We start from the raw sequence: 17,040 nt of genomic DNA, 5'->3' as shown, positions 1-17,040 counted from the left end.
CAGAAACGGGCGGGCGGGTGGGAAACAAACCGCCGCGGTAGCGGCGGAAACCCCCACCGACCCGCACCTGACCGCGGCGCACCGCCCACCGACCCCACCAGGTCGGACGCGCCTCCGGCCCGCCGCTCCGCGGCGGGAGCTACCCCGCCCACCCACCCCATTCGCCGCCGACGGCTCGGGACTGGAGTCAAGGGCTCAGGCGGTGGAGGGTCCAAGGCGCCCCGCCAGCTTCGCGGGTGTAGCAGAGGCGGTCGTGGAGGCGGTTCGAGCGGCCCTGCCAGAACTCGATCGTCAGGGGCAGGACCCGGAAGCCGCCCCAGTGGGGCGGGGCCGGGACCTGCTCGCCCTCGGGGTAGCGCGCGGCCAACTCCGCGTACGCCGCGTCCAGTTCCGCCCGCGAGTCGATCACGGAGGACTGCGCGCTCGCCCACGCACCGAGCTGCGAGCCATGTGGGCGGCTGCGGAAGTAGTGGACGGTCTCCTCGCGCCCGGTGCGCTCCACCGTTCCCGTGACGATGACCTGACGGGCCATCGGGTGCCAGGGGAAGAGCAGTGAGGCGTGCGGGTTGGCGGCGATGTCGCGGGCCTTGTGGGACTCGTAGTTGGTGAAGAAGACGAAGCCGCGCTCGTCGTAGCCCTTCAGGAGCACCGTGCGGGAACTCACCCGCCCCTCGGTGTCGGCCGTCGACACGACCATCGCGTTCGGCTCGTGGAGCACGCCCCCGGGGTCCGCCGCCTCCGCGGCCGCGTCCTTGAACCAGCGGGTGAACTGCTGAAACGGATCGGCGGGAAAGTCGGCTTCGGCGATGCCGTCGGCGACGTACTGGGCCCGCATGGCGGCCAGGTCAGCGGCGACGGCAGGCTCGGAGGCGGCGGCTCGGGAGTCGGTCACGCGGTCATCTTGCCGTATACGAATGCCGGTCCACGCAGCAGCAGTCGAGGCGGGCGCCGGGGCGGAAGCACGCCCCGGAGCCAGAGCCGAGGCCGAGGCCGAGGCGGAGGCGGAGGCGCGAGCCGGACCCGGGCGGAAGCGTGGCCCGGAGCCGGGACGGAAGCGCGGGCGGAAGCCGAGGTGGAAGCACGGGCGGATGCACGAGCCGGAGCCAAGGCGGAGGAGGGGGCGGATGTGCGCCCTGGAGCCAGGGCGGAAGCGCCGGACGAGAGCCAAGGCTGAGGCCGAGGCGGAAGCACACCCCAGAGCCAGCGCGGAAGCGCGGGCGGAAACCAGGACGGGAGCGAGGGCGGGAGCGAGGGCGGAAACCAGGACGGAAGCGAGGGCGGGAGCCGAGGTGGGAGCGAGGGCGGGAGCCGGAGCGGAAGTGCGGCCCTGAGCCGAGGCAGAGGCACGGGTGGGGAGCCGAGGGCGGAAGCACGAGCCAGAGCCAGGTTCGAGGCCGAGGCGGAAGCGCAAGCCGGAGCCGAGGCGCAAGCGCAGGCGGGAGCCAGGCCCAAGCACGGACAGGAGCCGAGGCCGAAGCGCGAGCCAGAGCCAGCGGGGGGGCGCCGAAGCCCGGAGCGGGGGCTGAGGCCAGGTCAGTGTCCGGCGTCGGCGCGGCAGTTCAGGCGGGAGCCTAGACAGAAGCCCGGACGGGAACCGAGGCAGAGGCCAGGGCAGGAGCCGAGCCGGAGGCCGGGGCAGGAGCCGAGCCGGAGGCCGGGGCAGGAGCCGAGGCGGAGGCCGGGGCAGGAGCCGAGCCGGAGGCCGGGGCAGGAGCCGAGGCGGAAGTGCGGGCGGGAGCCAGCGGGAGTCGGCGCCGAAGCCCGGGCCAAGGCCGGGGCAGGGGCGCAGGCCAAACCGAGGCAAGGCCGCAGGCCAGGCCAGGTCGCAGGCAAGGGCGCAGGCCGGGGCAAGGCCGCAGGCCAGAGCAGGGCAAGGCTGCAGGCCAGGGCAAGGCCGCAGGCCAGGCCGAGGCAGGGGCGGCTTCGAAAGCCAGGGCAGGGCCGTAGGCCAGGTCAGGGCCGAAGGCCAGGGCAGCGTTTCGGTGCCGTGCCCGTGTGGGGCGTGCCGCGGCAGTCGGCGGGTGTGGGGGAACCCCAAGAGGTGACGTGTGGCACTGAGTGCCGCTATCCGTGCCCTCGGGTGGCACCAAGGGTTATCGTTCCGAAGCCGTCCGGGTTGGGTGACCTCCGCCCGCACGGGGCATGACCGGGTTACCCCGGCCCAGGGGTCGAACACATCACCGTAGGTCGCACAGACCCTGTCGCACATACATCGTGTCGTACACATCATGAGGAGCCGCCTGATGTCCGACTTCGTACCCGGACTTGAAGGAGTCGTCGCGTTCGAGACGGAGATCGCCGAACCCGACAAGGAAGGCGGCGCCCTGCGGTACCGGGGCGTCGACATCGAGGACCTCGTCGGCAGTGTCTCCTTCGGGAACGTGTGGGGCCTCCTCGTCGACGGCGCGTTCGACCCGGGCCTTCCGCCCGCCGAGCCGTTCCCCATCCCCGTGCACTCCGGCGACATCCGCGTGGACGTCCAGTCGGCGCTCGCCATGCTCGCCCCCGTGTGGGGCCTGCGCCCGCTGCTCGACATCGACGAGACCCAGGCGCGGGACGATCTCGCGCGGGCCGCCGTGATGGCCCTGTCGTACGTCGCCCAGTCCGCGCGCGGCCAGGGCCTGCCCATGGTGCCGCAGCGGGAGATCGACAAGGCCGAGACCGTCGTCGAGCGGTTCATGCGGCGCTGGCGCGGGGAGCCGGATCCGCGGCACGTCCAGGCCGTCGACGCGTACTGGACGTCCGCCGCCGAGCACGGCATGAACGCGTCCACCTTCACCGCCCGCGTCATCGCCTCCACCGGCGCCGATGTCGCCGCGGCGCTCTCCGGGGCCGTCGGGGCCATGTCCGGGCCGCTGCACGGGGGCGCGCCCTCGCGGGTGCTCGGCATGATCGAGGAGATCGAGCGGACCGGGGACGCCGTCGCGTACGTCAAGGGGGCGCTCGACCGCGGGGAGCGGCTCATGGGGTTCGGGCACCGGGTCTACCGGGCCGAGGATCCTCGGGCGCGGGTGCTTCGGCGTACGGCGCGGGAGTTGGGGGCGCCGCGGTTCGAGGTCGCGGAGGCGCTTGAGAAGGCCGCGCTGGACGAGCTGCACGCCCGGCGGCCCGATCGGGTGCTTGCCACCAACGTGGAGTTCTGGGCGGCAATCGTGCTCGACTTCGCCGAGGTGCCGGCGCACATGTTCACGTCCATGTTCACGTGTGCGCGTACTGCCGGGTGGTCGGCGCACATTCTTGAGCAGAAGCGGACGGGGCGGCTTGTCAGGCCGTCGGCCCGGTACGTGGGGCCCGGGGCGCGTAGTCCTCGGGAGATCTCGGGGTACGGGGAGATCTCGGGCTGAGGCCCGTTCCCTCGCGGGGGCGCCCCAGGCCCGCCCCTTCCCGAACTAGGGGGCCAGCCCCCTAGCACCCCCGAAAAGCAATCGGCGCTCCGCGCCTCGTCCTCAAACGCCGGACGGGCTGGATCTTCCGGCAAGATCCAGCCCGTCCTCAGCGCAGCGTCTCCGCCAGCAGTTGGGACCACTGCTTCACCACCCGTTGCCGCCTCGCGCCGTCGTCCGTCAGGAGGTTGGCCAGGCCCAGGCCTCGGGCCATGTCGAGGAGGCCCTGGACGGTTTCGCGGGTGCCGGGGTGGGACTCGTCGACGGCGAGGAGTTCCACCGCGATGCGGTGGGTCTCGCGGCCGACGCGGGCCTCCAGTTCGGCGACGCGCGGGCCCAGTTGGGGCTCGTGGGACGCGGCCACCCAGAGGTGGAGCGCGGCCCGGAACAGCGGGCCGGTGTAGAGGTCGACGAGGGCCGCGACGACCGCCTCCCGGTCCCCGGGGCCACCGGGAAAGAGGCCCCGCAGCGCGGCGGAGCGCTGCTCGGCCACGTACTCCACCGCCGCCGTGAACAGGTCCTCCCGCGTCGGGAAGTGGTGCTGCGCGGCCCCCCGCGAAACCCCGGCGCGCTCGGCGACGACGGACACCGTGGAGCCCGCCCAGCCGCGCTCCGCGAGGCACGCCACCGCCGCCTCCAGCAGGCGCTGCCGCGTGGCCCGGCTGCGGTCCTGCTTGGGTGAGCGGTCGGCCTCGGTCACAGCGCCCATGGACGCTCCCGTCGTTCCAGGAACGCCGCCATCCCCTCCCGGGCCTCGGCGGAGCCGAAGCGGCGCGCGGAGAGGGCGATGACGGCGTCAGCTTCGCTGTCGAATGCGGTGAGCACCTTAGCTGTGAGCAGGCGTTTCGTGTCGGCCAGGGCGCCGGGCGCCGCCTTGCGCAGGCCTTCGAGGATCGGGGCGAGCTCCTCGTCGACCTCGTCCGCCTCATCGGCGTACGCAGTGATCAGGCCGATTCTCGCCGCCTCCGCCGCGTCGAACCGCTCCCCGGTGAGGTGGTAGCGGGCCGCGGCCCGCGGGTCCAGGCGCGGCAGCAGGGTCAGGGAGATCACGGCCGGTACGACGCCCAGGTGCACCTCCGTCAGGGCGAAGGACGACTCCGCGGCGCTCGCCACCGCGATGTCGCACGCCGCGAGCAGGCCGAGGCCGCCCGCGCGGACATGGCCCCGCACCCGCGCCACCACCGGCTTCGGCAGGTCCACCAGCTGCCGCAGGAGCGCCACGAAGGCCTTCGGGTCGGGTGGCTCGCGCAGGTCGGCGCCCGAGCAGAACGTCGATCCCGTGTGGGTGAGGAGCACGGCCCGTACGGACGGGTCGTCGGCCGCTTCCCCTAGTGCGGCGGACAGTTCGGCGACCAGAGGTGCCGAGAGGGCGTTGCGGTTGCTGGGTGAGTCCAGGGTCAGGGTCACGATCCCGCGCTCGGGCGGGGACACGGACACCACGGTCATGAGGGCTCCCTCGTACGCGTCGACAGGGCTCAGTACGACTTCGGGAGGCCCAGCGTCTGGTGGGAGACGTAGTTGAGGATCATCTCCCGGCTGACGGGGGCGATCCGGGCGACCCGGGAGGCGACGATCAGGGACGCGAGGCCGAACTCCTTCGTCAGACCGTTCCCGCCGAGCGTGTGCACCGCCTGGTCGACGGCCCGCACGCACGCGTCCGCCGCCGCGAGCTTCGCCATGTTCGCCGCCTCACCGGCCGCGACGTCGTCCCCGGCGTCGTACAGGAGGGCCGCCTTCCGCGTCATCAGGCGGGCCAGCTCGATGTCGATGTGGGCCTGGGCGAGCGGGTGGGCGATGGCCTGGTGGGCGCCGATGGGCGTCTTCCACACGCTGCGCTCCTTGGCGTACGCCACCGCGCTGTCCAGGGCGAAGCGCGCCATGCCGAGCGCGAACGCCGCCGTCATGACCCGTTCGGGGTTCAGGCCCGCGAAGAGCTGGAGCAGGCCCGCGTCCTCGTCGCCCACGAGCGCGTCGGCGGGCAGCCGGACGTCGTCGAGGACCAGCTCGAACTGCTTCTCCGCCGCCTTCAGTTCCATGGGGATCGCGTGGCGCGCGAAGCCGGGCGCGTCGCGCGGGACGATGAACAGGCACGGCTTCAGGTTGCCGGTGCGCGCGTCCTCGGTGCGGCCCACGATCAGCGTGGCGTCGGCGATGTCGACGCCCGAGATGAAGACCTTGCGGCCGGTCAGGAGCCAGTCGTCGCCGTCCCTGCGGGCCGTCGTCGTGATGCGGTGCGAGTTGGAGCCCGCGTCCGGCTCGGTGATGCCGAACGCCATGGTGCGGCTGCCGTCGGCGAGGCCCGGCAGCCACGCCTGCTTCTGCGCGTCGGTGCCGAAGCGGGCGATGACCGTGCCGCAGATCGCGGGCGACACGACCATCATCAGGAGGGGGCAGCCCGCGGCGCCCAACTCCTCCAGGACGATGGACAGTTCGGCGATGCCACCGCCCCCGCCGCCGTACTCCTCCGGCAGGTTCACGCCGAGATAGCCCAGCTCGGCCGCGTCGGCCCACAGCTCGTCGGGGTGGCCGCCCTCCTCCACGACCCGCGTCAGGTAGGCGCGGCCGTAGCGCTTGCCGAGCGCGGCGACGGCGGAGCGCAGGGCGGCGTGCTCCTCGTTCTCCAGGACTGCGTTTTCCAGGACTGTGCTCATGTGGAGGCTTCCTCCCGGGACGTGGGTTCCTGAACTGCTTGCGGTACGGCTGCCGGTGTGGCCTCCTGTGCGGACGCCGGTGCGGATTCCTGCGCCGCTTCCTGTACGACGGCGAGCAGCGCGCCCACCTCCACCTGGCGGCCGACCTGCGCGTGCAGCGCGGTGAGCGTGCCGGTCGCGGGGGCGGTGACGCGGTGCTCCATCTTCATGGCCTCCAGCCAGATCAGCGGCTGGCCCGCGGTGACCGGGTCCCCTTCGGCGAGCCCGTCCGCGATCCGCAGCACCGTGCCCGGCATCGGCGCGAGCAGCGAGCCCGGCTCCTGGCGCACGGTCGGCTCGGGGAGCAGGGAGAGGCGGGTGAGGGCGACGTTGCCCACGTACACGCGCCCGTCGGCGTAGCGGGAGACCTCGAACTCCCTGCGTACACCGTCCACTTCGAGCACGACCCGGTCGGCCGTCGCCCGCAGCACCCGGACGCCGTCCGCGGCCAGGCCCTCGCGGGTGTGCGCGTACCGCACCTCGTGCTCGACCCCGTCGGCCTCGCCGCGGTACCGCTTGACCTGCGGCTGTGAGCGCAGGTTGCGCCAGCCGCCGAAGCGGGAGCGGCCGTGGGCGTCGGCGAGGGCGGCGGCCAGCGGGGCATACCGCGTCGCCGGGTCATCGGCGGGCGTCGTCAGCGCGGGCAGGTGGCGGTCGTAGAACGACGTGTCCATGCGCGCGGCCACGAAGTCCGGGTGCCGGAGTGAGCGCACGAGCAGGTCGCGGTTGGTGACCGGGCCGTGCACCACCGTCCGTTCCAGGGCGCCCGCCAGCTTGCGGACGGCCTCCGCGCGCGTGGGCGCGTACGCGATGACCTTCGCCAGCATCGGGTCGTAGTGCACGCCGACGGTGTCGCCGTCCTCGTACCCGGTGTCCAGGCGCACGCCGTCCGGTACGGCAAGGCGGTGCAGGGTGCCGGTCTGCGGGGCCCAGGCGTGTGCCGGGTCCTCCGCGTAGAGGCGGGCCTCGACGGCGTGGCCGGACGGCTCGGGCGGGTTGCCGTCCAGGGCCTCGCCCTCCGCGACGCGCAGTTGCAGCGCCACCAGGTCGATCCCGAACACGGCCTCCGTGACGGGGTGCTCGACCTGGAGGCGGGTGTTCATCTCCAGGAAGTGGGGGGTGCCGTCGGGGGCGACGAGGAACTCGACGGTGCCCGCGCCCCGGTAGCCGACGGTGCGGGCGGCGCGCGTCGCCAACGCGTGGAGGCGGTGCACGAGTGCGTCGTCGAGCCCCGGTGCCGGGGCCTCCTCTACGACCTTCTGGTGGCGGCGCTGCAGCGAGCAGTCCCGCGTCCCGTACGGCCACACCGTCCCGTGCGCGTCCGCCACGATCTGCACCTCGACGTGCCGGCCGCCCTCCACATACGGCTCGACGAACACCTCGCCGTCCCCGAACGCTCCCTGGGCCTCCGCCCGCGCCGCCGCCAACTCGCCCGGCAGGTCGGCCAGGTCGCGGACGATCCGCATGCCGCGCCCGCCGCCGCCCGCCGCGGCCTTCACGAGCACCGGCAGATCGGCCTCCGTCACATCCACGTCCCGCATCGGCGCGAGACCCATCAGCTCCTTGGCCCGCGTCTTGGACCCCATCGCCTCGATCGCGTCGGGCGGCGGGCCGATCCACACCAGGCCCGCGTCGAGGACGGCCCGCGCGAAGTCCGCGTTCTCCGACAGGAAGCCGTAGCCCGGGTGCACGGCGTCCGCGCCCGCCGCGAGCGCCGCCTTCACGATCAGCTCGCCCCGCAGATACGTCTGCGACGGCGCCGCGCCCGGAAGGCGCACCGCCGCGTCGGCCCGCCGCACGTGCAGCGCCGACGCGTCGGGGTCCGCGTACACGGCGACGGTGGAGATGCCGAGGTCACGGCAGGTGCGGAAGATCCGGCACGCGATCTCGCCGCGGTTGGCCACCAGAACAGTACGCATCATCGTCGCCTCACATCCGGAAGACGCCGAAGCCGCCGCGCGCGCCTTCGTAGGGGGCCGTGTGGATCGCCGACAGGCAGATGCCGAGGACGGTGCGGGTGTCGCGCGGGTCGATGACCCCGTCGTCGTAGAGCCGCCCGGACAGGAACATCGGCAGGGACTCCGACTCGATCTGCTGCTCCACCATGGCGCGCAGCGCCGCGTCGGCCTCGTCGTCGTACGGCGTGCCCTTCGCGGCCGCCGACTGCCGGGCCACGATCGACAGGACGCCCGCGAGCTGCTGCGGGCCCATGACGGCCGACTTGGCGCTGGGCCAGGCGAACAGGAAGCGCGGGTCGTAGGCGCGGCCGCACATGCCGTAGTGCCCGGCGCCGTACGAGGCGCCCATCAGGACCGACAGGTGCGGCACCGTCGAATTGCTCACCGCGTTGATCATCATCGCGCCGTGCTTGATGATGCCGCCCTGCTCGTACTCCTTGCCGACCATGTAGCCGGTGGTGTTGTGCAGGAAGAGCAGCGGGATGTCGCGCTGGTTCGCCAGCTGGATGAACTGGGCGGCCTTCTGCGACTCCTCGGAGAACAGCACGCCCTGCGCGTTGGCGAGGACGCCGACGGGGTAGCCGTGCAGGCGCGCCCAGCCGGTCGTGAGGCTCGTCCCGTACAGCGGCTTGAACTCGTCGAAGTCCGAGCCGTCCACGATGCGCGCGATGACCTCGCGCGGGTCGAAGGGGGTGCGCAGGTCGCCGGGGACGACGCCGAGGAGCTCGTCGGGGTCGTACTCCGGCGGCTCGGCGGGGCCCGGGTCGGCGTGCGCTTTGCGCCAGTTGAGGCGGGCGACCACGCGGCGGGTCTGGCGGAGGGCGTCGTGCTCGTCCTGCGCGAGGTAGTCCGCGAGGCCGGAGGTGCGGGCGTGCATGTCGGCGCCGCCGAGGGACTCGTCGTCGCTCTCCTCGCCGGTGGCCATCTTCACCAGCGGCGGACCGCCGAGGAACACCTTCGCGCGCTCCTTGACCATGATCACGTGGTCGCACATGCCGGGCACGTAGGCGCCGCCGGCGGTGGAGTTCCCGAAGACGACGGCGATCGTGGGGATGCCCGCCGCCGACGACCGGGTGAGATGTTTGAACAGGGCGCCGCCCGGGATGAAGATCTCCTTCTGCGACGGCAGGTCGGCGCCGCCCGACTCGACCAGATGGATCGACGGCAGCCGGTTCGCGTGCCCGATCTCATGCGCGCGGAACGCCTTCTTCAGCGTCCAGGGGTTGCTGGCGCCGCCGCGCACGGTCGGGTCGTTGGCGGTGATCAGGCACTCGACGCCCGCGACGACACCGATGCCGGTGACCATGGCGGCGCCCACCGCGTACTCGCTGCCCCACGCGGCCAGCGGCGACAGTTCGAGGAAGGGCGTGTCCGGGTCGAGGAGCAGCTCGATGCGTTCGCGGGCGAGCAGCTTGCCGCGCTTGCGGTGCCGTTGGACGTACTTCTCGCCGCCGCCGTCGAGCGCCTTGGCCTGTTCGGCGTCGAGCTCGGCCAGCTTGGCGAGCATGGCCCGGCGGTGGGCGGCGTAGTCGGGCCCCGCGGTGTCCAGGGCCGAGGGGAGCACCGTCATAGGAGGACCTCCGGGATGTCCAGGTGGCGGGAGCGCAGCCATTCGGCGAGGGCCTTGGCCTGGGGGTCGAAGCGGGGCCGGGAGGCCACGCCGTCGCCGAGGATGCCCTCGACGGTGAAGTTGAGGGCGCGGAGGTTGGGGAGGAGGTGTCGGGTGACGTTCAGCTGACGGCTTTCAGGTATCAGCTGCTGAAATCTGTCAGCTGTCAGGTGGTGGGCCAGCCACCGCCATGCGTCATCCGTACGCGCCCACACCCCGACGTTGGCGTCCCCGCCCTTGTCCCCGCTCCGTGCCCCGGCGATCAGCCCGAGCGGAACGCGCCGGGTCCCGCCCGCGTACGCCAACGGCGCGGGCAGCGACGGCGGTTCGACGGCGGTCAGCTCCCGCGTCTGACCCGGCCCCGCGACGTCGATGCGGCGCCCGTCGTCCAGGACCACCGCGTGCGCGACCGACCCCGCGTCCACGTACGCCGCCGCGAACACCCCGTACGGCGTGCCCTTCCCCGGTGGCGCGGTCACGTGGAAGCCCGGGTAGCTGCCGAGCGCCAGCTCCACGGCGGCGGCGCCGAGGGCGCGGCCCACCGCGTCCGGGTCGGGGTCGCGCACGACGAGCCGCAGCAGGGCGCTCGCGGTCTCCTCGGTGGACGCGTCGGCGTGGTCGGTGCGGGCGAGTTCCCACCGCACCTCGGTGGGGCGGGACTTGGCGCGGGTAAAGGCGTCCTCGATCTGGTCGCGCACGAGGGCGGCCTTGGCGTCGACGTCGAGTCCCGTCAGGACGAAGACGACGTCGTTGTGGTGGCCGCCGAGCCGGTTCAGGCCGACCTTGAGGGTGGGGGGCGGGGGCTCGCCGCGGGTGCCGTCGACGCGGACCCGGTCCGGTCCTTCCTGGGTGAGCCGCACGGTGTCGAGCCGCGCGGTGACGTCGGGCCCCGCGTACCGGGCGCCGCCCGTCTCGTACAGCAGCTGCGCCGTCACGGTCCCGACGTCCACGACGCCGCCCGTCCCGTCGTGCTTGGTGATGACGCACGAGCCGTCCTCGTGGATCTCGGCGAGCGGGAAGCCGGGGCGGCGCAGGGCGGCCGGGTCGTGCCGCGTGAGCTCGGTGAAGAAGGCGTAGTTGCCGCCGGTCGCCTGGGTGCCGCACTCCAGGACGTGCCCGGCGACGACGGCGCCCGCGAGGCGGTCGTACGCGTCCGGGCCCCAGCCGAAGTGCGCGGCGGCGGGCCCGGTGACGAGGGCCGCGTCGGTCACGCGGCCGGTCACGACGACGTCCGCCCCGGCGCGCAGGGCCGCCGTGATGCCGGCGCCGCCGAGGTAGGCGTGGGCGGCGAGGGCGTCGGGGAAGCGCGGGCCGAGGTCGTCGCCCTCGACGTGGGCGACCCGCACGGGCAGGCCGAGCCGCGCCGCCAACTCCTGCACCCCCGCCGCGAGTCCGGCCGGGTTGAGCCCGCCCGCGTTGGTGACGATCCGCACGCCCCGGTCGTGCGCCTCGCCCAGGCACTCCTCCAGCTGGCGCAGGAAGGTCCTGGCGTAGCCGCGCGCGGGGTCCTTGAGGCGGTCGCGGGCGAGGATCAGCATGGTGAGTTCGGCGAGGTAGTCGCCGGTGAGGACGTCGAGGGGGCCGCCGGTCAGCATCTCCCGCACGGCGGTGCGGCGGTCGCCGTAGAAGCCGGAGGCGTTGCCGACGCGCAGCGGCTGCCGCGCCGAGCTCACGCGTCGGCCGCCTTCGGGTCCCGTCCCGCCCCGGGCGGCCCCGCGAAGGCCTGGGCGATGTCGAGCCACCGGTCGGCGTCGGGCCCTTCGGCGCGCAGGGCGAGGTCGGCGCGGTGGGCGCGCTGAGTGGCGAGGAGGCAGAAGTCGAGTCCGGGGCCGGTCACGCGCTGGGCCGCGGTCTCGGGTCCGTACGTCCACAGGGCGCCGGAGGGGGCGGTGAGCTCCACGCGGAACTCCTCCTCCGGCGGCTTGAGGCCACGTACGGAGAAGGCGTAGTCCCGTGCCCGTACGCCGATGCGGGCCACGTGCCGCAGGCGGTCCGTGGGGACGCGGCGGGCGCCGAGCGCGTCGGCGACGTCCTGGCCGTGGGCCCAGGTCTCCATGAGGCGGCCGGTGGCGACGGACGCCGGTGACATGGGCGGGCCGTACCAGGGATAGCGGGTCCCGGCGGGGGCGGCGCGCAGGACGCGCTGCAGCTCCGCGCGCCCCGCCCGCCAGTGGGCCAGCAGCTCGGCGGGCGGGCGCGCGGCGCCTTCGTTCGCGCCGTCGTCGACGAACGTGTCCGGCGACTTCAGGGCCTCGGCGGCCTGCGCGGTGAACGCGTCGGCGTCGGTCGCGGCGAGCAGCGCGGCCTGGTCGGTCCAGGCGAGGTGCGCGATCTGGTGGGCGATGGTCCAGCCGGGCGCGGGGGTTTCGAGCGCCCAGTCGGGCTCGCCCAACTCGGCGACCAGCTGGTCGAGTTCGTCGCTCTCGGCGCGCAGGTCGTCGAGTACGGCGGTGGCGTCGGACACGGTGCGCTCCCCTCGGGGCAGGGCGGTGTGCGAGGGAGCATGGCAGCGCGGCCGGAAACAATCAAGCGTGCTTGGTTATTTTTCGCGGAGGCCGGGTCGCTTTCCGGCCGCGGGGCGCTGTGCGCGCGCCGTCACCGGCTCTCCACCGCCTGCTTGAGCAGGGCGAGGTCGGCGGCCACCAGGCTCGCGTCGCGCTGGAACTGCTCGGCGCTCATCCCCGCGAGGCGCCGCAGGGTGAACACCACCTCGCACCCGGTGTCGTCGGCGATCACGCGCACCGGGTTGTAGACGACTTCGCCGGAGGGCAGCGTGACGTCGTGATCGAGCACTCCGAACGCGTTGCCCGGCGCGAAGGCCACCACGACGCGCCCCATGGGTGACGACGGCGCGACCCACTGCCCGTCGACGTACTCGACGGACCTGCCGAGCCCGTGGGCCCACTCGGGCAGGTTGGCGGGGGCAGACGCGTAGTCGTAGACCTCGTGGGCGGGGCGGTCGATGTGCGTGCTGATGTGCCGTGAGGCGGAAGCGGTGTTGTTCATGACCGCGACGCTACGAAGCCGCCCGCGACGTCGTCTTGAACGAATCGGTCACTCCTGGCCCGGCACGCCCTTCGCCTTGCCCCGGCCCACCTGCGTCCGCACCGCGCCCATGCTCGCCGCGATGACCAGGGCGATCGCCACCGCCTCGATGGCGGTCAGGCCCTGGTCGAGGATGAGGAAGCCCGCGGTGGCGGCGATGGCCGGTTCCAGGCTCATCATGACCGCGAAGGTGGACGCGGGCAGGCGGCGCAGGGCGAGGAGTTCGAGGGTGTAGGGCAGGACGGAGGACAGCACGGCGACGGCGGCCGCGAGGCCGATGGTGCTGGGGACCGTGAGCTTGGCGCCCGACTCGACGATGCCGAGCGGCAGGATGAGGACCGCCGCGACCGCCATCGCGAGGGCGAGGCCGTCGGCCTGCGGGAAGCGGCGCCCCGTGCGGGCGCTGAAGACGATGTACGCGGCCCACATCGCGCCCGCGGCAAGGGCGTACGCGACACCGCCCCCGTCGAGCCCGCTGAAGCCGCCGCCCCCGCCGAGCAGGAAGACGCCGCACAGCGCGAGCCCGGCCCAGACCACGTTGACGAGGCGGCGGGACGCGAGGACGGAGAGGGCGAGCGGGCCGAGGACTTCGAGGGTGACGGCGGGGCCGAGGGGGATGCGGGCGACGGCCTGGTAGAAGAGGCCGTTCATCGCGGCGAGCGTGACGCCGAAGACGAGGACGGTGCCCCAGTCGGACCGCGAGTGCCCGCGCAGGCGGGGGCGGCACACGACGAGCAGGATGGCGGCCGCGAACAGGAGCCGGAGGGTCACGACGCCGAGCGCCCCGGCCCGCGGCATCAGGCTCACGGCTATCGCGCCGCCGAACTGCACGGACACACAGCCCGCGAGCACCAGGCCGACGGGGGCGAGGGCGGCACGGCGGCCACCGCCCGCCCCGGCGGTCCCGGTGGTCCCGCCGGTCCCGGCGGCACCCGCCGCCTCCGGCGTCGCCACCGTGGCGGGGGCCGTCACGGCCACCTCCGCCACCCCGTCCGTACGCGATACGTCCACGCCAAGCCTTTCCCGCCGCCCTGCCGGGCGACCCGCCTCACAGTCCAGCTTCCTGCACTTGCCAGTCCAAGGTAATGGACTAGGTCAGGAATGTGGAATTAATTTGCGGCTGACGAAGGCGAGGCTGTACCGCGATGCCTACGTACGCCCGGGGAGCGCGTCCGCAAGGACCTCCGCCAGGTGGCGGCCCCGCACCCCGGCCAGCTGCTCCAGCTGCGTACGGCACGAGAAGCCGTCCGCGAGGACCGCCGCACCGGGCGGCGCCTCGCGGACCGACGGCAGAAGCTGTTCCTCCGCACAGGCCGACGACACGTCGTGGTGGCCGCGCTCGAAGCCGAAGTTGCCCGCGAGGCCGCAGCAGCCGCCGGAGAGTTCGCCCGTCAGGCCCGCCGCGGCACGCAGGCGGCGCTCGGCCGCGTCGCCGAGCACGGCGTGCTGGTGGCAGTGGGTCTGGCCCGCGACGGGCCGGTCGACGCGCGGCGGCCGCCAGTCGGGGGCGTACTCCTCCAGGGCCTGCGCGAAGGTACGGACGGAGGCGGCGAGTGCGCGCGCCTCCTCGCCGCCGACGAGCTCCACCAGGTCCGTCTTCAGGGCGGCCGCGCAGCTCGGTTCGAGGACGACGACCGGCGTGCCCGCGGCCAGCAGGGGACGCATGCGGGCGAGGGTGCGGCGCTGCACCGCGCGGGCCCGGTCGAGCTGCCCCGTCGACACGTACGTCAGACCGCAGCACACCCCCCGCGGCGGCAGCCGGACGGTCAGGCCCGCGGCTTCCAGGACGCGTACGGCGGCGTGCGCGACGTCCGGGGAGAGGTGGTCGGTGAACGTGTCGGGCCAGAGCACGACCGTGCGGCCCGAGGCGGCGGCGGGGCGCCCGCGCCAGGACCGGCGGAACGTGCGCGGCGCCAGGCGCGGCAGCGCGCGGCGCGGCTCGATGCCGCCGAGCCGCTTGGCGAGGGCCGCGAGCGGGGGCACCGCGGCCAGGGCGTTGACGAGCCGCGCCGTGCGCGTCGCCGCCACCACGCGCAGCCAGCGCGGCAGCCAGCCGAGGGCGTAGTGCGCGGCGGGCCGCAGGCGCCCCGCGTAGTGGTGGTGCAGGAACTCCGCCTTGTACGTGGCCATGTCGACGCCCACCGGGCAGTCGGAACGGCAGCCCTTGCAGGACAGGCACAGGTCGAGCGCGTCGCGCACCTCGTGGGACCGCCAGCCGTCGGTGACGACCTCGCCCGCCAGCATCTCGTGCAGGAGCCGGGCCCGGCCGCGCGTGGAGTGCCGCTCCTCGCCGGTGGCGCGGAAGGAGGGGCACATGACGCCGCCACCCGAAGCCGCCGTCTCCGTACGGCACTTGGCGACACCGACGCAGCGGCGTACGGCGGCGGAGAAGTCGCCGTTGTCGTGCGGGTAGCCGAAGGCTGTGACAGGAGGGCCCACCGGCTCGCGCGGGAGGGCGGCGAAGCGGAGGTTCGTGTCGAGGGGGGCCGGGCGGACCAGGACGTCCGGGTTGAGGGTGCCGGAGGGGTCCCAGAGGTCCTTGACGCGCTCGAAGAGCCGGACGAGCTCGGGCCCGTACATCTTCGGAAGCAGCTCCGCCCGCGCCTGCCCGTCGCCGTGCTCCCCGGACAGCGAGCCGCCGTGCGCGACGACCAGGTCCGCCAGGTCCTCGGAGAAGCGCCGGAAGCGGGCCACGCCGGGGGCCGTGAGCAGGTCGAAGTCGATGCGTACGTGGATGCAGCCGTCGCCGAAGTGCCCGTACGGGGTGCCGCGCAGGCCGTGCTCGGCGAGCAGCGCGCGGAACTCCCGCAGGTACGGGCCGAGCCGGGCGGGCGGCACCGCGCAGTCCTCCCACCCGGGCCAGGCCTCGCTGCCGTCCGGCATCCGCGTCGCGGTGCCCGCCGCGTCCTCGCGCACCCGCCACAGGGCGCGCTGCGCGGCCTGATCGGCCACGACGACCGCGTCCAGACAGTCCGCGGCGCGGCCGATCGCGGCGGCCCGCGCGTACGCCTCGTCAGCCGCCTCGCCGCCGGTCTCCACGAACAGCCACGCCCCGCCCTTGGGCAGGCCCCGCGCGTCCCGTACGAGGTCCGCGGCCATGCCTTCCACCGTCAGCGGGCCGTGTACGAGGAGTCCGGCGGCCGCGTCCGCCGCCGCGCTCTCGTCCGCGTACCCGAGCACGGCGAGCGCCCGCGCGCGGGGCGCCTCGACCAGGCGCACGGTGGCCTCCGTGACGATGCCGAGGGTGCCCTCGCTGCCGCAGAAGAAGCGGGCCAGGTCGGGGCCGTTCTCCGGGAGCAGGGCGTCCAGGGCGTAGCCGGAGATGCGGCGGGGCAGGTCGGGGAAGCCGGTGCGGAGGCGGGCGAGGTCGCCTTCGACGAGGGTGCGCAGGCCGGTGGGCGCCGCGTCCCACGAGCCGCGGCCGAGGGTGACGGGTCCCCCTCCCCCGCTGCGTACGACCGACAGCTCCCGGACGTTGTCGGCCGTGGTGCCCCACGCCACCGAGTGCGAGCCGCACGAGTTGTTGCCGATCATGCCGCCGAGGGTGCAGCGGCTGTGCGTGGACGGGTCCGGGCCGAACGTCAGGCCGTGCGGGGCCGCGGCGGCGCGCAGCGCGTCCAGGACGAGGCCCGGCTGGACCCGGGCGGTCCTGGCCTCCGGGTCGAGCTCGACGAGATGGTTCAGGTGGCGGGTGAAGTCCAGGACAACTCCTGTCCCGGTTGCCTGGCCGGCGATGGAGGTGCCGGCGCCTCGGGGGACGACGGGGACGTGGTGTGCGCGGCAGATCTCGAGGGTCGCCGTCACGTCGGCCGTGTCCCTCGGGGCGACCACGGCCACCGGGATCCTCCGGTAGTTGGAGGCGTCCATGGTGACCACGGCCCGCCCCCCGACCGAGTCGTCCACCCCACCCGCCACGGTGCGGCGCAGCTCCCTCACCAACTCCTGAGCGTTACCCATGCCAGTGAGGGTGCCCGTCGCGGGGGCGCCCCAGACCCACCCCTTCCCGAACCAGGGGCTGCCGCCCCTGGGACCCCGCTTCATCGGCGCTGCACGCCTCGCCCTCAAACGCCGGGCAGGCTGAAATCCCCCGGCGCCCCCGCCTTCATCGCCGCTTCGCGCCCCGCCCTCAAACGCCGGGCAGGCTGAAATCCCCCCTGGCGCCCCCGCCTTTATCGGCGCTTCGCGCCCCGCCCTCAAACGCCGGGCAGGCTGAAATTCCCCCGTGGCGCCCCCGCCTTTGTCGGCGCTTCGCGCCTCGCCCTCAAGCGCCGGGCGGGCTGGATCATCGCCGCTTCGCGGCTCGTCCTCAAGCGCCGGACGGGCTGAATTTCTGGGGGGTCTGGGGCGACAGCCCC

At 74.1% G+C, this 17,040-nt stretch carries 12 protein-coding genes; 1 reads left to right on the top strand and 11 read right to left on the bottom strand.

Annotated features, from left to right (window positions below; all coding sequences use genetic code 11):
* Positions 1-187: 187 nt before the first annotated feature.
* On the bottom strand, positions 188-892 hold the full coding sequence (gene pdxH / locus ACFWZ5_RS38460) for a pyridoxamine 5'-phosphate oxidase (RefSeq protein ID WP_384803128.1): 705 nt from the start codon (positions 890-892) through the stop codon (positions 188-190).
* Positions 893-2,243: 1,351 nt separating this feature from the next.
* Between pdxH and ACFWZ5_RS38455 the strand changes: the two genes are divergently transcribed.
* Positions 2,244-3,344 (top strand): citrate synthase 2, encoded by a 1,101-nt coding sequence (locus ACFWZ5_RS38455; RefSeq protein ID WP_384803131.1) that lies wholly within the window; start codon positions 2,244-2,246, stop codon positions 3,342-3,344.
* Between the two features lie 148 nt (positions 3,345-3,492).
* Here ACFWZ5_RS38455 and ACFWZ5_RS38450 read toward each other — a convergent pair whose 3' ends face one another.
* The 10 genes from ACFWZ5_RS38450 to ACFWZ5_RS38405 all read right to left on the bottom strand — a co-directional run bounded on the left by ACFWZ5_RS38450 (position 3,493) and on the right by ACFWZ5_RS38405 (position 16,642).
* The gene (locus tag ACFWZ5_RS38450; protein WP_384803134.1) at positions 3,493-4,092 is read right to left on the bottom strand and encodes a TetR/AcrR family transcriptional regulator; all 600 of its coding nucleotides are present in this window, start codon (positions 4,090-4,092) and stop codon (positions 3,493-3,495) included.
* On the bottom strand, positions 4,080-4,829 hold the full coding sequence (locus ACFWZ5_RS38445; protein ID WP_384803137.1) for an enoyl-CoA hydratase family protein: 750 nt from the start codon (positions 4,827-4,829) through the stop codon (positions 4,080-4,082). The genes ACFWZ5_RS38450 and ACFWZ5_RS38445 overlap by 13 nt, the downstream gene beginning before the upstream one ends.
* Positions 4,830-4,858: 29 nt before the next feature.
* Positions 4,859-6,034, bottom strand: coding sequence for an acyl-CoA dehydrogenase family protein (locus tag ACFWZ5_RS38440; protein WP_384803140.1), 1,176 nt, complete (start codon positions 6,032-6,034; stop codon positions 4,859-4,861).
* Positions 6,031-7,995, bottom strand: a complete 1,965-nt coding sequence (locus tag ACFWZ5_RS38435) for a biotin carboxylase N-terminal domain-containing protein (protein WP_384803142.1) — start codon at positions 7,993-7,995, stop codon at positions 6,031-6,033. The genes ACFWZ5_RS38440 and ACFWZ5_RS38435 overlap by 4 nt, the downstream gene beginning before the upstream one ends.
* A gap of 7 nt (positions 7,996-8,002) precedes the next feature.
* Complete coding sequence (locus ACFWZ5_RS38430; RefSeq protein ID WP_384803145.1) at positions 8,003-9,601, bottom strand: acyl-CoA carboxylase subunit beta; 1,599 nt, start codon at positions 9,599-9,601, stop codon at positions 8,003-8,005.
* A complete protein-coding gene (locus tag ACFWZ5_RS38425; RefSeq protein WP_384892024.1) occupies positions 9,598-11,313 on the bottom strand; it encodes an acyclic terpene utilization AtuA family protein in 1,716 nt (571 codons plus the stop codon). Before ACFWZ5_RS38425 ends, ACFWZ5_RS38430 begins: the two co-directional genes overlap by 4 nt.
* The gene (locus tag ACFWZ5_RS38420; protein ID WP_384805617.1) at positions 11,310-12,104 is read right to left on the bottom strand and encodes a TIGR03084 family metal-binding protein; all 795 of its coding nucleotides are present in this window, start codon (positions 12,102-12,104) and stop codon (positions 11,310-11,312) included. The genes ACFWZ5_RS38425 and ACFWZ5_RS38420 overlap by 4 nt, the downstream gene beginning before the upstream one ends.
* Before the next feature lie 131 nt (positions 12,105-12,235).
* Complete coding sequence (locus ACFWZ5_RS38415; protein WP_384805615.1) at positions 12,236-12,646, bottom strand: SRPBCC family protein; 411 nt, start codon at positions 12,644-12,646, stop codon at positions 12,236-12,238.
* A 48-nt stretch (positions 12,647-12,694) separates the two neighbouring features.
* Entirely contained in the window at positions 12,695-13,639 is a 945-nt protein-coding gene (locus ACFWZ5_RS38410) for a DMT family transporter (RefSeq protein WP_384805621.1), read from the bottom strand.
* Between the two features lie 195 nt (positions 13,640-13,834).
* On the bottom strand, positions 13,835-16,642 hold the full coding sequence (locus ACFWZ5_RS38405; protein WP_384805613.1) for an FAD-binding and (Fe-S)-binding domain-containing protein: 2,808 nt from the start codon (positions 16,640-16,642) through the stop codon (positions 13,835-13,837).
* Positions 16,643-17,040: the final 398 nt, after the last annotated feature.

The organism is Streptomyces sp. NPDC059003 (genome assembly GCF_042740445.1).
Classification (GTDB): domain Bacteria; phylum Actinomycetota; class Actinomycetes; order Streptomycetales; family Streptomycetaceae; genus Streptomyces.
This window is presented reverse-complemented; position numbering and strand designations above follow the sequence as displayed.